We start from the raw sequence: 13,247 nt of genomic DNA, 5'->3' as shown, positions 1-13,247 counted from the left end.
GGCACTCAGCCACCCCCCAGCGCGAGCACGACGCGGGCGGCGAACAGCATCGTCGCGATGCCGACCACGTCGCCGGTAGTGGTGACGACGGGGCCGGCGAGCGTGTCGGGGTTCATCCCCTGTCGATAGCCGTAGAAGACGACGCTCAGTACCGCGACAGTCAGCAGAAGTCCGGAGATGACGCCCGCGATAGCGGCGATGCCGACGAGCGTCCAGAGCGTCGCCACGGGTCGGCCGAGAGAGACCAACACGGCGTAGGCGAGGACGGCCGCGAAGACGCTGACGAGAATCCCGTTGGCGAGTGCGGCGACGATAGCGTTGCGGATACGTCGGTCCGAGAACGCGAAGTACGGTTCGACGAGACCCTGGTGGAGGCCGGAGGCGAGGCGAGCGCCGAGCGACCCGTAGACGTTCCCGCGGGTCGCCAGAAGCGCCGGGACGAGGACGATGAGTCCGGCGACCCGTTCGAGTTCCGCCTCCATCCCGCCGAGGACGACGCCCGCGAAGAGACCGCCGACGGCGCTCAACAGCAGCACCGGTAGCGCCTCGCGGTACGCTTCGACGGCGACGTCGCGGACGGACATACGACCACAGACGCGCGGCGGCGGTAAAAATCGGGTGGCGAGAGTGTACGGAACAACTGTGTGTCACGGTGACACTGAAAAAGGCGCCGGGGTGTCACGGCTCGCAACGGTGCGCGTCGACCGATATCACGCCGCGGCTCGGCTATCGGCGTCGTCGCCGACGAAGACGAGCGCACCCGTCAGCGCCGCCGCGGCGGCCATCGAGACGGCGAGCACCGAGAAGGCCACGCGGAAGTCGGCGACGTCCGAGAGTATCCCGACGGCCGCCGGCGCGAGCGCCCCCGCCACCATCAGTAAGGTCCGAACCGCGCCGAGGCCGCCGCCGGCGACGCTGTCGGGGATGACCGAGACGAGGTACGCCCCCCGAACGGGGCGAAAGCCGTGCGACCCGAGGCCGAGCGCGACGACGATGACACCCAGGACGGGAACGGTCGCCTCGCCGACAGTGACGAGCGAGACGAGCGCGAGCGACGCGAGGCCGAGGGTGAAACCGACGATGGGGAGTTTACCGACCCGGTCGCTGGCCTCACCGGTGACGAGCTGAACGAGGCTGACGACGAACAGCACGCTGTAGATACTGTTGGCCGTGACCGTCGAGAGTCCGGCGCTCTGTTCGAGATACAGCGGAAGAAAGGAGACGACGCCGTTGTACGCGAAGGAGAAACAGACCGTGACGAGCACGAAGACGAAGAACCGGGGACGGCGAAACAGCGCGGCGTACTCGCGGACGCCCGCGCCCCGGTCGGCGGCGACGTTGCGACTGTCGGGGACGCGCTTCGGAACGCGGAGCGCGAACGCGCCGGCGAGGGCGACGCCGACGCCGCCGCCGAGCAGGAACACCGCGTGCCAGTCGGTGTACGCGCCGGTGCTCAGCGCCACGACGGCGGCGGGAGCGGCGACGCCGCCGAACGCGCCGAGCGTGTCGAGAGCGCCGAGCGCTCGTCCCGTCTGCGCGGGGTACACCTGCGAGAGCAGGCGGACCGCGACGGTCTTGTGCACCCCCGTACCGAGGCCGACGAGCAGCATCGCGACGACGACGAGCGCGAACGGAACCGACGGGACGAGCGCGAGCGCCCCGACGGCGGTGACGACGGCGCCGGCGGTGATGACGGTCACCGCGCCGACGCGGTCGGCGAGCGCACCCGAGGGGAACTGCATCACCGCGTAGACGAGCATCAACGCCGTGTACGCGGTGCCAACGACGGCGTTGGAGACGCCGTACTCCGCCTGGAACGTGCCGAAAAGCGGCGGGAACGCGTACCGAACGAACTTGGCGAGAAACCAGAGAAGCGCCGTCAGGACGAGCGCGTCGAAGCGGGCGAGCGAACGCAGACGGCGATACATTCAGGTGGGGGTTGTCGGCGAGCGGCAAAAGGAAACTGAAACCGGCGGTTCGCGAAGCGAACGCCCGAGACGAGGGAAAAATGATTATATAGCTACTAGTTATCGACACAGATATGGACAGAGCATCGGTCGCACTCGGCGGCGCGCTCAGCGCCGTCACTTCCGTCGTCGCCGTCGTCCTGTACGGGCCGCAGGCCGCCGCTCCGTGGGGAGTCCTCGCTGGAGCGGTCGTCGCGCTCCGCGCCCGCGACGCCACCGACGGCCTCTTCGACGGGGCGCTCGCCGGCCTCGTCGGCGCGGTCGGCGGCGTGCTCGCGGTGGTCGGCTTCTACGCGCTCGACGTGTACTTCCACGTCGGAGACGCCGAAGTCGCCGGCAGCGTCGGCGCGTACTTCTCGGTCCCGAGCGTGGTGATGTTGGTGCCGTCGTTCGCTCTCGGCGGGATGCTCGCCGGCGCGCTCGGCGTCGTTCTCAGAGACCGAGTCGAGACGAGGGTCGGCGCGTGAAAGCCGTCCGCCAACTGACGCTCAGAACGGGCCGAAACCGCCCATGCCGCCACCGCCGCCCTGTTTCTCCATCTTCTTCATCATCCGCTGCATGTCGCCGTCGCCCATCCCCTGGAACTGCTTGAGCGTCTGCTCCATCATCTTGTGCTGTTCGAGCAGTTCGCGGACGGTCTCCTCGTCTCTGCCGCTGCCGCGCGAGATGCGGCGAACCTGACTCGCGCCGACGCTCCGGGGGTTCTCCATCTCGGCCTCGGTCATCGAGTCCATGATTATCTCGAAGCTCCGCATCCGGTTCTGCGTGACGTCCATCGCGTCGTCGGGCAGTTGGTCCATGAGTCCGCCGCCGAGCCCCGGAATCATGTCCATTATCTGGTCGAGCGGTCCCATCTTGTTCATCGCCTCCATCTGCTTCTGCATGTCCTTGAGCGTGAACGACCCCTTCATGATGTCCTCGGGGTCCCAGTCGTCGTCCTCGGCCTGGGTTTCGGACATCGCGCGCTCGACGCGCTCTGAGAGCTGTTTGAGGTCGCCCATCCCGAGGAGCCGGGAGATGAAGCCGTTCGGCTCGAAGCGCTCGATGTCCTGCACCGTCTCGCCCGTCCCGAGGAAGGCGATGGAGGAGTCCGTCTCGTTGACGGCGGTCAGCGCGCCCCCGCCTTTCGCCGTCCCGTCGAGTTTCGTGATGACGACGCCGTCGATGCCGATGGCCTCCTCGAACTGCCGGGCCTGCTCCTTCGCGCCCTGACCGATGGCCGCGTCGAACACGAGGAGACTGAGGTCGGGGGCGACGAGGTCCTCTATCTCCTCGATTTCGGCGATGAGTTCGTTTTCGAGGCCGTGGCGACCCGCGGTGTCGACGATGTGGACGTCGGCGTCCTCGGTCGCCTCCAGGCCCTCGCGGGCGATGGCGACGGGGTCGGACTCGTCGGGGTCGCCGTAGAACTCGACCTCCGCGCGCTCGCACATCTGCTTGGCCTGGTCGTACGCGCCGGGGCGGAACGTGTCGGTCTGGATGACCGCCGGGCGCAGCCCCTTCTTCGAGAACCACCACGCCATCTTCGCGGCGGAGGTGGTCTTCCCCGACCCCTGGAGGCCGGCGAGGAGGATGGTCTGCGGTTCGAGCGGAATTTCGGTGGACTCGCCGACGATGGCGACCATCTCCTCGTAGACGATCTTGAGGACGTGGTCGCGCGCGGACGTTCCTCCGGGCGGTTCCTCCTCCAGCGCGCGGGTCTTGATGCTGTCCGACAGCTCCATCACGAGCGAGACGTCGACGTCGGCCTGGAGGAGCGAACGCTGAATCTCCCTGACGACCGCCTCCACGTCCTCCTCGCTGAGGCGGGTCTTCCCTTGCAGCGTCTCCAACGTGCCGCGAAGGGAGCTACCGAGGTTGTCGAGTACCATTTGCCAAGAGTACGCCACCGAACCGGTAAAGGCTTTATTCGTCGCGCCGCGGCGACCCGTCGGTGTCAGGTCTGTCGAACTCGACGGAACGTTCACCAGAACCGACTCGAACCGAGATTTATCCCCGCGGGCGACGCCCTCTCCCCTATGACGAACGACGCAGGCGACGACCAGTCGCCCGGCGGCGACAGCACAACCGGGTGGGAAGAGGCCGGCCGAATGGAACTGAACCCGGACGCGTTCCTCGAAGACGACGAGGGTTACGCCATCGAGTGCCCGGAGTGCGGGTCGCAGACGCCGCTCATGCGAGTCGTCGAGACGGGTCGATGCGACGGCTATCGAGGAGACACCGTTCAGTGTAGCGCGCTGCTGCGCGTCGAACTCGCGTGGAAGTCGGAAGGCGAACCGGAGTAGCCGTCGCTCGACGACGGAGTTCGGAACTGAAGAAGTCGGGGTCGAGGGAGAGTTACTCCTCGTCTTCGAGGAGGCTCGCGACGAGTTCCTCGGGGACGAACCGCTCGATGTCGTCGTACTCCTGGCCCGTGCCGAGGAAGAGAATCGGCTTCCCGGTGACGTAGGCGATGGAGATTGCCGCGCCGCCCGAGGAGTCGGCGTCGGCCTTCGTCAGAATCGCGCCGTCTATCTCGGCGGTCTCGTCGAACTTTTTCGCCCGCTGGACGGCGTCCTGACCGGCGACCGCCTCGTCGACGAACAGCGTCATGTCCGGGCCGACGACGCGGTCTATCTTCTCCAACTGCGCCATCAGGTCGTTGGAGGTATGGAGCCGACCGGCGGTGTCGCCGAGGACGACGTCGATGTCGTGGGCCTCGGCGTACTCGACGGCGTCGTAGATGACCGCCGCCGGGTCGCCGCCCTGCTCGTGGGAGATGAGCTTCCGGTCGAGGTTCTCGGCGTGCTTGCGAATCTGTTCGTTCGCGCCCGCGCGGTAGGTGTCGCCGTTGGCGAGCACCGTCGAGTAGCCCTGCTTCTCGAAGTACTCCGAGAGTTTGGCGATGCTCGTCGTCTTTCCGACGCCGTTGACGCCGGTGAAGATGATGGTGACGGGCTTGTCGGCGTCGGCGATGCGCTGGTCGAAGTCGAACTGACCGACGCTGATGACGTCGAGCAGCGCGTCGTGCAGCGCCTCCTCGACGAGTTGCGCGGTCGTCTGCACCTGCTTGCGCGTGGTGCCGAGCATCTTCTCGCGGATGGTGTCGAGCATCTGCTCGGCGACGCCCATCTCCACGTCGCTCTGCAGCAACGCCATCTCCAACTCCCACAGCGGCTGTTCGAGGTCCTCCTCCTCGATGATGATACGGCCGGTGGCGAACGCCGCCGCCCGCTTCAGTCGGCCAGGTCCCGACTGCTCTTCGTCTTCGTCGTCGACGGACTCGTCGGGGACCGGTTCAGGAGGCGTCTCCGCGGGAGACTCGGCGACCGCCTCGGCGGCGTCCGTCCCGGTGGTGTCGGCGTCTTCGGCGACGGCCTGTGCCGACGGTGCGCTCTCGTCCGGTTCGGCCGTCCCGGTCGCTTCGGCGACGGTGTCGGCGTCGGCTCCGTGGGCCGACGTCCGCGCCGGCTCCGTCGTCTCCGTCGCGCCGTTCTCGACTGCGCCGCTCGTCTCGGTGCCGTCGACGGACTCCGCGCTCGCGTCGACCGATTCAGCTGTCTCCGCGGCGGCCGCGCCGGTCGCGTCCGTCTCCGCTGCGTCGGCCTTCGCTACGCTTTCGGCCTCCTCCACGCCTTCGGCTTCCTCTACGCCTTCGGCCTCGGCTTTCTCCTCGGCGGTCTCCTCAACGTCTTTGCGGAAGCTGTCGAGCTTCTTCTTGAGTCCGTCGAACATGAGGGGTCTCGTGAGTTACTCGTCGTCGCCTTCCTCCTGCTGCATCTGCTGCATCTGCTGCATCTGCTGCTGCTGGAGGCGCTGCTGAAGTTCCTGTGCTTGCTGTTCGATCTCCTCGCTCTCGTCTTCGAGGTCGCGGATTTCGCCTTCGACGCCCGCGATACGCTCGTCGACGGCGTCCTGCTTGCTGCGGAGCGCCTCGATGGCGCCGTCTCGTTCCTGCTCGGCCGCGTAGTTGCCGCCGAGACTGACGACGACTTCGTCGATGTCCTGGACTTCCGCGCGGACGTACGCGCCGCCGCCGAGCGGTACCTGGACCGTCGAACCGGTTTCGAGCGTCTCGAGCGCCTCGACGGCCTCGTCCATCTCGGTTTTCTCCTGTTCGAGGTCGGAGACGTCGGCTTCCAGTTCCTCTATCTCCTCGTCGATGGCCTGCAGTTCCTGCGAGAGCTGCTGAAGTTGCTGCTGTCCGCCACCGCCCATCATTGTGCGGTCACCTCGTCGAGTTCGACCTGCATGCGTTTGAGACCGTGTTCGCTGCCGAACCGCGAGAGCGTGTACTCGCGGGCGACGTTCTCGTTCTCGGCTTCGATTTCCTTGGTAAACGTCCGATAGCCGTCGCGGCTTCGGAATCGGCCGCGTACAGTAAACTGGCTCATGGGAAAGCGTGGGGTAGCGAGCGGGAAGTATCTTCCTACTCGGGGAGTCGAGCGGAGCGCTCGAAGCGGCAGACGCGGCCCCGAAAAGTCGACGAGTTCAGTCGATGTAGCCGAGCGTCTCCTCGATGCGTCCGAGTTCCGGGCCGGTCGTCTCCTCACCGACGACGTAGCTCTCGTCGTTGGCGACGAGTCCGGAGCCGACCAACGGCGCGCCGTAGTTGACGGTGCCGATGTCGGCGTAAACGTCGAGGTGCTCTTCGAGCGCCTCCAGTTCCGGTTCCCGGGATTTCGGGTGACAGAGGACGCCGGTGTTGTTGGCGACCGCCGCGGTGCCGACGGTCCGGACGTCGCCGAGGTCGCCGCGTTCGACCGGCACGTCGAGCGCTTCCTCGACGGCCGCGACCGCCTCGTCGTCGAGATCGGGGTGGACCCACGCGCCGTAGTCGTTGGCGAGGACGACGTTACCGGCGGCGTTGATACGTCCCGGCAGCGGAACGACCGGGAGACCGACCGCGTCGGCGATTCGCTCGCGTTCGCGGTCGGTCGCGCGACCGGAGACGAGAACGCCGTTCTCGTTGCCCATCGCCAGCGCGCCGACGGTGCCCGACCCGCCGACCGTAGTCGGCACTGCGGGGACGCCGAACTCGTCGGCCAGAGACGAGACGAGTTCGTCGTCCGCGTCCGGACGGACGAGCAGACAGTCGTTCGTCGCACGCGCGAAGACGCCGACGTACGGCGACCCGGCGAAGGAGGCGCGAAGCACCGTTTACTCGGCCGGTTCGGCCTCGACGATGGCCTCGCCGTCCTCGTCGAACCGCGCGGCGCGGACGCGAATCTTGCGCGGCGGGTTCTGGCGACCCTCCGCCCAGACGGCCTCGTTCAGCGACGGTTCGAGGCGGACGGCGTCCTCGTCGACGTTGAAGTTCTTCGCGAGGTGCTGGCGGATGAGGCTCATCGCGCGGTCGGCACGCTTCTGGACGGCGACTTTCTTCACGCCGCGGAGCGGAACGGTGACGACACGTTCTTCGAAGTCACTTGCGCTCATTATTCGTCAGTGTCGCTTCGCCGCCAGTTGCGGCGCTTGGGGTTTCGCGTGACTTGCATGTCCGTCTTCAGCATGACCCACGTGGGGACGCGGCTGTTCTGGCGCTCCAGTTTCGCCAGCCGCTTCTTCTTGGCCTTCGATTTTTTACTCATAGTAGCAGTGGGTTCCGTTGCGCGGCATAAAATCTTGTTCCTTCGCGTCGCGGCCGCGTCACTGAATCGCACGTGTCCGCTCGTGACAGCCGGTGACGACGTTCCGCCCGCGATTGTCCGTCTCGGTATCCGGCTTTCGAGACGGCACCTCCCGAGTGCGCTCGAACCAACCGGACGATAGAACGTCGGTCGGTTCGGGCGACGACCCGCAGCGTACACGGTGTTCAGCGGCCGGTTGGTCTGCTCTACCACCTTATATTCTTGTCATTAAATTCTAATTATTTAATTGCTCGACAGTTATAAGTTAATAGAGCTAATACATCTATCCTATGGTTCCGCCGACACACTACTACCGCCGGTCCGACGAGACGAGTCTCTGCGTGGACATCGCCCGAGCCGTCGGAAAGCTGTTCGACGTAGATCCGGGGGAACTACCGCCGCTGGCGGACTCGTTCGACGTCGAAGCCGCCGAGGCCGTTCTCGAGAGCGAAAGCGAGACCGTCGTCGTCTTCACGTATCTGGGTCAGTGCATCACGATCACCAGCGATAGGATGATAACCATCGAATCGCCCGGCGGCGGAGTCGGGTACGGGCGCGTGACGAACGGGCACGACGCCTGAGTCGCGGTCGCTGACGCGGTCGAAGGGAGGTGGCTGTCGACACCAGCTACATGTGACTCGCGGCCGTACCCGCCGTATGTCGCGAAACTTCCGCGGCGAGGACAGAGGAAAACGCGTCGTCGACCACGAAGGCAACGAGGTCGGCACTATCGAACTCGTCGACGACAACGACGAGTACGCGAACGTCGAGCGCGGGGGCAGCATCACCGAGGGAATCATGGAGATGCTCGGGTGGGAGTCCGACGGTGACAGCAGACTCCACCGCGAGCACGTCATGGAGATGAACGACGAGGAGGTGCGCCTGAAAGAGCCGCAGGAACGACGCGAGTAGGAGCGGGGCCGATACGACGCCGCACTCAGAGCGCGAACTGCCTCACCGTCGAGTACTCCGGGCCGTCGGGGCCGAGAACGCTCTGCTTCAGTCGAAGCTTCTCGACCCGGAACGTCCCGACGGTGGGTTCCGTCCCGCGAACGACTCGTCGAACCACGTCTTTTCCCCGGGCGTCGTCCATCCGCGCCAGCGTCACGTGCGGCGTGAACTCGCGGGACTCCGGCTCGAACCCGATGGCGGTCGTCTCCCGTTCGACGGCTTCGGCGAGTCGCGTCGTCCGCTCGCCGCCCGCTTCGAGGCCGAGCCAGACGACGGTGATGTAGTCGAGCGACGGGAAGACGCCCAACCCCCCGACCGTCGCCTCGAACGGGTCGACATCCGCGGCGTCGACGGCCGATTCGAGCGCTTCCCCGACTTCCTCGAGCCGGTTCTCGTCGGTTTCGCCGAGAAACTTCAGCGTGAGATGCGCCCGCGTCGGGTCGACGAAACGCAACCCCTCGGCGTCACGGAGATCGTCTTGGACGGCGGCGACGGCGTCGGCGAGCGAACGCGGCAGGTCGATGCTGACGAACAGTCGCATGTGCGAGTGTCCGACGAGGAGCGCGTTAAGCGTCGGGGGTGGGCGCAGACGGTGAGCGGCGTCTCGGCCGTCGGTAACCGGGGGTGAAAGTGAACGAGCCTGTCGATGGACGGACGCTACGGCGTCTGAACCGCCCGTAGTTAGCGCCGCTGTTCACTCCCGATTCGGGGCGACAGTGGACTTACCCGGATGCGACCCCAAGCGAGCGTGTAGCGGTTCTCCGACCGCACCCATCGCGATGACTAGATACGGCTACGCGGCGATGAACACGACTCTCCGCGAGGAGGGCATCAGAGCGAATCGCGGGATGCGACAGGCGACGTTCGAGGAACGCGGCCTCCAGTACGCCGGGGAGTTGGCGGAACGGAACTGTCGAGACCTACGTCGAATCGTCGAGTGGAATCTCGACCGCGACATCCGGTTCTACCGAATCACCTCGGACCTCCTGCCGTGGTACAGTCGGTACGAAATCGACGACCTGCCGAATTCGGCGGCCGTACTCGGAGAGCTCGAAGCGGTCGGCGCGCTCGCCGCCGATAACGACCTCCGCCTGTCGTTTCACCCGAGTCATTTCGTCAAGCTGGCGAGTCCCGACGAATCGGTCGTCGAAAACGCCGTCGTCGACCTCGAAAACCACGGTTCGCTCATGGACGCGATGGGGCTGTCACGGACGACGTACAACGCCATCAACGTCCACATCGGCGCGCACTACGGCGACAAGGAGGCGACCGGTCGTCGGTTCTGCGAGAACGTCGACCGCCTCTCGGAGTCGGTCCGGACCAGACTGACCGTCGAGAACGACGACAGAGAGTCGCTCTGGGGCGTCTCCGAGCTGGTCGACGCCGTCGCCGACGAGGCCGGAATTCCGGTGACGTACGACGAACTCCACCACCAGTTCACAGACCGCGGACTGACGCGACGGGAGGCGGCGCGGTTAGCCGCCGGCACGTGGGAGACGACGCCCATCGCGCACTACAGCGAGTCGAGGCGGCTGTACGAGACCGATTCGACGAGTCGCCCGCAGAACCACAGCGACTACGTCCGAGGTCCGATTCGGACGTACGGGACGGGTGCAGACGTGATGATAGAGGCGAAGATGAAGGAACGAGCGGTTCTGAACTACCGACGACGGGTCGATGAGGGGGCCCGAAGTCGAGCGAGAGGCGACGGCCGCGGGACGTAGCGCTTATCCAGCGCCGTCGCCAAAGCCGGGTTATGACTGACGACGGCGACCGAGAGCATCGCTACTCCGAGGGCCAGGGGTTCGACGATGCTTACGACGACTTCACGCTCGACCCACCGGAGCTGAAAGTCGACCCCTCGAAGGTCGACCCCGTCGACTCCCGCGTGTTGGCCGACATCCTCGACCGACGGAACGTCGACCGCGACGACGTCGACGTGACGAGCCTGATGGAAGTGGGCCTCTCGTACATGCAGATCAACCGCTTCGAGGAGGCGACCGAGACGTTCGCCCGCGCGGCGCAGTTCGCCGAGGAGGAGAGCCTCGAAGCCCAGGAGGCGTGGGTGAACAAAGGCGTCGCCCACGCGGAGCTCGAGGAGTTCGACGAAGCCATCGGCGCGTATCGGGAGGCGCTTCGCGCCAACGAACGCTCGGAACACGCCGCCACCGCCGAGACGAATCTGGCGTACGCGCTCTGGGAGTTCGGCGAAGTCGAGGAGGCGCTCGAACACGCCGAGCGCGCCGTCGAAATCGACCCGCGCTTCCCGCAGGCGTGGTACAACCGCGGTTTCTTCCTCTCGGAGCGCGGCCTCCACGAGGAGGCCGTCAACGCCTACGACAACGCGCTCCGACTCGGCATGCGCAACGCCGACATCTTAGAGGAGAAAGCGAGGGCGCTCGAAGAACTCGGCGAGTTAGAGGAAGCCGAAGAGGTGCAGGCGGAGGCGGACGAACTCCGCGAGCAGGCCGAGCAGGAGATGGTCGAGGAGTTCTGAATGCTGGTTCGTGAACGCCAGACGCCGGAAGGACTGCTCGTCTCCGTCTGCGACCCCGACTGTATCGGCGAGACGTACGAGAACGGCACGGTCTCGCTGACCGTCACCGAGGAGTTCTACGGCGGCGACGACGCCGAGGAGACCGACGCCGAGGGCGTCGTCGACAGTCTCACCCGCGCGACGGTGGCGAACATCGTCGGCGAGGAAGCCGTCGGCGTCGCCGTCGACGCCGGGCTCATCGACGAGGAGACTGTGTTAGACGTCGGCGAGACGCGACACGCGCAGTTGCTCTGGATGCGGTAGCTGGGGACGGTCGCCGACCGCGCGGCTCGGTTACGTCGGGCTCGGCGTCCGAACCTGCGAGAGGTACGCCGCGAGGTCCGTCGTCGTCACGATACCGATGAGGTCGTCGCCGTCGACGACCGGCAGGTGGTGAAAGCCGTGTTCGATCATGCTGTCGGCGACGTCGCGGATGGGCGTCTGTGCGCTCGTCGTGATGGGGTCGGGCGACATGTACGCCGACACCGGCGTCTCGTCTTTCGGTCGTCGCTCGGCGACGATCTGGACGAAGTCGGTGGAGGTGAGGATGCCTTCGAGGCGGTTCTCCTCGTCGACGACGAGCACCGAGCCGATGTCGTTGTCCATCATCGTCTTGGCCGCCTCCTCGACGAGCGTGTCGGGCGCGACCGTGTGCAGCGACGTGGACATCAGCTGAGCGACGAAGATATCGTCCATGATTTTTCATCGAGTGTGCCGGTGATAAGAGTTGTCGTGGCGGAAGCGCCCGACCGCCAGCACGTCGACCGAGTCGCCGCGGCGGGGCCGCGGTACCGGGTCGGAACGTAACGTCGAACGGTTACGCCTCCCCGTCAGACCGAAGGGATGTTAGTGCTCGGTCCCCTGCAGTTCGACAATGAGCACGCAGGAGTCGTACCCCATCGACGTCGACGCCATCCGCGAGGAGTTCCCTATCCTCCAGCGGAACGTCGGCGGCGACGTGACCGTACCCGGCCCGGACGAGGGTGACGACACGCCGTTAGTCTACCTCGACAACGGCGCGACGAGTCAGAAACCCGACCGGGTCGTCGACGCCATCGCCGACTACTACCGCACCTACAACTCGAACGTCCACCGCGGCATCCACCACCTCAGCCAGGAAGCGTCGGTGGCGTACGAGGAGGCGCACGACCGCGTCGCGGAGTTCGTCGGCGCGGAGGGCCGCGAGGAGATCGTCTTCACGAAGAACACCACCGAAGCCGAGAACCTCGTCGCCTACGCGTGGGGACTGAACGAACTCGGCCCGGAGGACAGCGTCGTCCTCACGCAGATGGAACACCACGCCTCGCTCGTCACGTGGCAGCAGATCGGTAAGAAGACCGGCGCCGACGTCCGCTTCATCCGCGTCGACGACGAGGGCCGCCTCGACATGGACCACGCGCGCGAACTCGTCGACGACTCGACGGAGATGGTGAGCGTCGTCCACGTCTCGAACACCCTCGGGACCGTCAACCCGGTCTCTGAACTCGCCGACCTCGCCCACGACCACGGCGCGTACGTCTTCGTCGACGGCGCGCAGTCGGTGCCGAACCGCCCGGTCGACGTGCAGGCTATCGACGCCGACTTCTTCGCCTTCTCGGGACACAAGATGTGCGGCCCGACCGGCATCGGCGTCCTCTACGGCAAAGAGGAGATTCTCGAGGAGATGGAGCCGTATCTGTACGGCGGCGACATGATTCGACGCGTCAGCTACGACGACGCGACGTGGGAGGACCTCCCGTGGAAGTTCGAGGCGGGGACGCCGCCCATCGCGCAGGGAGTCGGCCTGCACGCCGCCATCGACTACCTCGACGACATCGGGATGGAGAACATCCGGGCCCACGAGGAGCAGCTCGTCGAGTACGCCTACGACGAACTGACCGCGTTCGACGACGTCGAAATCTACGGCCCGCCGGGCGACGACCGCGGCGGCCTCGTCGCGTTCAACCTCGACGGCGTCCACGCCCACGACCTCTCCAGCATCGTCAACGACTACGGCGTCGCCATCCGCGCGGGCGACCACTGTACGCAACCGCTGCACCAGACGCTCGGCATCGCGGCCTCGGCGCGCGCGTCGTTCTACCTGTACAACACGCGCGACGAAATCGACGTGCTCGTCGACGCGGTGGACGAAGCGCGGCAGCTGTTCGGATAACTCGTCCTCCTTTTCCGCCGACGCGTCGTTTA

The 13,247-nt window shown here is 66.2% G+C and carries 19 protein-coding genes; 8 read left to right on the top strand and 11 right to left on the bottom strand.

What is annotated here, in order from left to right; genetic code table 11:
- Positions 1-5: 5 nt before the first annotated feature.
- On the bottom strand, positions 6-584 hold the full coding sequence (locus FCF25_RS07295) for a magnesium transporter (protein ID WP_137047962.1): 579 nt from the start codon (positions 582-584) through the stop codon (positions 6-8).
- Positions 585-710: 126 nt separating this feature from the next.
- Entirely contained in the window at positions 711-1,928 is a 1,218-nt protein-coding gene (locus FCF25_RS07290; RefSeq protein WP_137047960.1) for an MFS transporter, read from the bottom strand.
- A 113-nt stretch (positions 1,929-2,041) separates the two neighbouring features.
- Between FCF25_RS07290 and FCF25_RS07285 the strand changes: the two genes are divergently transcribed.
- A complete protein-coding gene (locus FCF25_RS07285) occupies positions 2,042-2,434 on the top strand; it encodes a hypothetical protein (protein WP_117593599.1) in 393 nt (130 codons plus the stop codon).
- 21 nt (positions 2,435-2,455) lie between these two features.
- Here the strand turns inward: FCF25_RS07285 and FCF25_RS07280 are convergent, their stop codons facing one another.
- Positions 2,456-3,838 carry a signal recognition particle protein Srp54 gene (locus FCF25_RS07280; protein ID WP_137047958.1) on the bottom strand — a complete coding sequence of 461 codons (1,383 nt, stop codon included), beginning with the start codon at positions 3,836-3,838 and terminating at the stop codon, positions 2,456-2,458.
- A gap of 147 nt (positions 3,839-3,985) precedes the next feature.
- Here FCF25_RS07280 and FCF25_RS07275 point away from each other — a divergent pair, with 147 nt between their 5' ends.
- Positions 3,986-4,252, top strand: a complete 267-nt coding sequence (locus tag FCF25_RS07275; RefSeq protein ID WP_117593603.1) for a hypothetical protein — start codon at positions 3,986-3,988, stop codon at positions 4,250-4,252.
- Positions 4,253-4,304: 52 nt separating this feature from the next.
- On the opposite strand, the gene ftsY is transcribed toward FCF25_RS07275, so the two are convergent.
- The 6 genes from ftsY to FCF25_RS07245 all read right to left on the bottom strand — a co-directional run bounded on the left by ftsY (position 4,305) and on the right by FCF25_RS07245 (position 7,537).
- Entirely contained in the window at positions 4,305-5,681 is a 1,377-nt protein-coding gene (gene ftsY, locus FCF25_RS07270; protein ID WP_137047957.1) for a signal recognition particle-docking protein FtsY, read from the bottom strand.
- A gap of 15 nt (positions 5,682-5,696) precedes the next feature.
- Positions 5,697-6,164: a prefoldin subunit alpha gene (gene pfdA, locus FCF25_RS07265; RefSeq protein ID WP_137049374.1), complete on the bottom strand. Its 468-nt coding sequence runs from the start codon at positions 6,162-6,164 to the stop codon at positions 5,697-5,699.
- Positions 6,164-6,340, bottom strand: coding sequence for a 50S ribosomal protein L18Ae (rpl18a, locus tag FCF25_RS07260; protein ID WP_117593609.1), 177 nt, complete (start codon positions 6,338-6,340; stop codon positions 6,164-6,166). The genes pfdA and rpl18a overlap by 1 nt, the downstream gene beginning before the upstream one ends.
- A 97-nt stretch (positions 6,341-6,437) precedes the next feature.
- Complete coding sequence (locus tag FCF25_RS07255; protein WP_117593611.1) at positions 6,438-7,103, bottom strand: translation initiation factor IF-6; 666 nt, start codon at positions 7,101-7,103, stop codon at positions 6,438-6,440.
- A gap of 3 nt (positions 7,104-7,106) precedes the next feature.
- The gene (locus FCF25_RS07250; RefSeq protein WP_117593613.1) at positions 7,107-7,385 is read right to left on the bottom strand and encodes a 50S ribosomal protein L31e; all 279 of its coding nucleotides are present in this window, start codon (positions 7,383-7,385) and stop codon (positions 7,107-7,109) included.
- Positions 7,385-7,537: a 50S ribosomal protein L39e gene (locus FCF25_RS07245; protein WP_058583304.1), complete on the bottom strand. Its 153-nt coding sequence runs from the start codon at positions 7,535-7,537 to the stop codon at positions 7,385-7,387. Before FCF25_RS07245 ends, FCF25_RS07250 begins: the two co-directional genes overlap by 1 nt.
- A 329-nt stretch (positions 7,538-7,866) precedes the next feature.
- Between FCF25_RS07245 and FCF25_RS07240 the strand changes: the two genes are divergently transcribed.
- Positions 7,867-8,157: a HalOD1 output domain-containing protein gene (locus FCF25_RS07240; protein ID WP_117593615.1), complete on the top strand. Its 291-nt coding sequence runs from the start codon at positions 7,867-7,869 to the stop codon at positions 8,155-8,157.
- A gap of 76 nt (positions 8,158-8,233) precedes the next feature.
- Positions 8,234-8,488 carry a PRC-barrel domain containing protein gene (locus tag FCF25_RS07235; RefSeq protein WP_117593617.1) on the top strand — a complete coding sequence of 85 codons (255 nt, stop codon included), beginning with the start codon at positions 8,234-8,236 and terminating at the stop codon, positions 8,486-8,488.
- A 25-nt stretch (positions 8,489-8,513) separates the two neighbouring features.
- Here FCF25_RS07235 and thpR read toward each other — a convergent pair whose 3' ends face one another.
- On the bottom strand, positions 8,514-9,068 hold the full coding sequence (gene thpR / locus FCF25_RS07230; RefSeq protein ID WP_137047955.1) for an RNA 2',3'-cyclic phosphodiesterase: 555 nt from the start codon (positions 9,066-9,068) through the stop codon (positions 8,514-8,516).
- Between the two features lie 238 nt (positions 9,069-9,306).
- Between thpR and uvsE the strand changes: the two genes are divergently transcribed.
- Genes uvsE through FCF25_RS07215 form a run of 3 tightly spaced genes read left to right on the top strand, consistent with a single transcriptional unit; the run spans position 9,307 to position 11,327 of the window.
- On the top strand, positions 9,307-10,251 hold the full coding sequence (gene uvsE, locus FCF25_RS07225; protein WP_137047953.1) for a UV DNA damage repair endonuclease UvsE: 945 nt from the start codon (positions 9,307-9,309) through the stop codon (positions 10,249-10,251).
- A 32-nt stretch (positions 10,252-10,283) separates the two neighbouring features.
- Positions 10,284-11,024, top strand: coding sequence for a tetratricopeptide repeat protein (locus tag FCF25_RS07220; protein ID WP_117593623.1), 741 nt, complete (start codon positions 10,284-10,286; stop codon positions 11,022-11,024).
- A complete protein-coding gene (locus FCF25_RS07215; RefSeq protein WP_117593625.1) occupies positions 11,025-11,327 on the top strand; it encodes a DUF424 domain-containing protein in 303 nt (100 codons plus the stop codon).
- A 30-nt stretch (positions 11,328-11,357) separates the two neighbouring features.
- Here the strand turns inward: FCF25_RS07215 and FCF25_RS07210 are convergent, their stop codons facing one another.
- Positions 11,358-11,759, bottom strand: coding sequence for a CBS domain-containing protein (locus FCF25_RS07210; RefSeq protein ID WP_117593626.1), 402 nt, complete (start codon positions 11,757-11,759; stop codon positions 11,358-11,360).
- Between the two features lie 178 nt (positions 11,760-11,937).
- Between FCF25_RS07210 and FCF25_RS07205 the strand changes: the two genes are divergently transcribed.
- Positions 11,938-13,215 (top strand): aminotransferase class V-fold PLP-dependent enzyme, encoded by a 1,278-nt coding sequence (locus FCF25_RS07205; protein WP_117593628.1) that lies wholly within the window; start codon positions 11,938-11,940, stop codon positions 13,213-13,215.
- Positions 13,216-13,247: the final 32 nt, after the last annotated feature.

Origin of the sequence: Haloprofundus sp. MHR1 (assembly GCF_005155585.1) — an archaeon.
Lineage (GTDB): Archaea > Halobacteriota > Halobacteria > Halobacteriales > Haloferacaceae > Haloprofundus > Haloprofundus halophilus.
The sequence above is the reverse complement of the archived record's forward strand: the minus strand, read 5'-3'. Positions and strand labels throughout refer to the sequence as shown.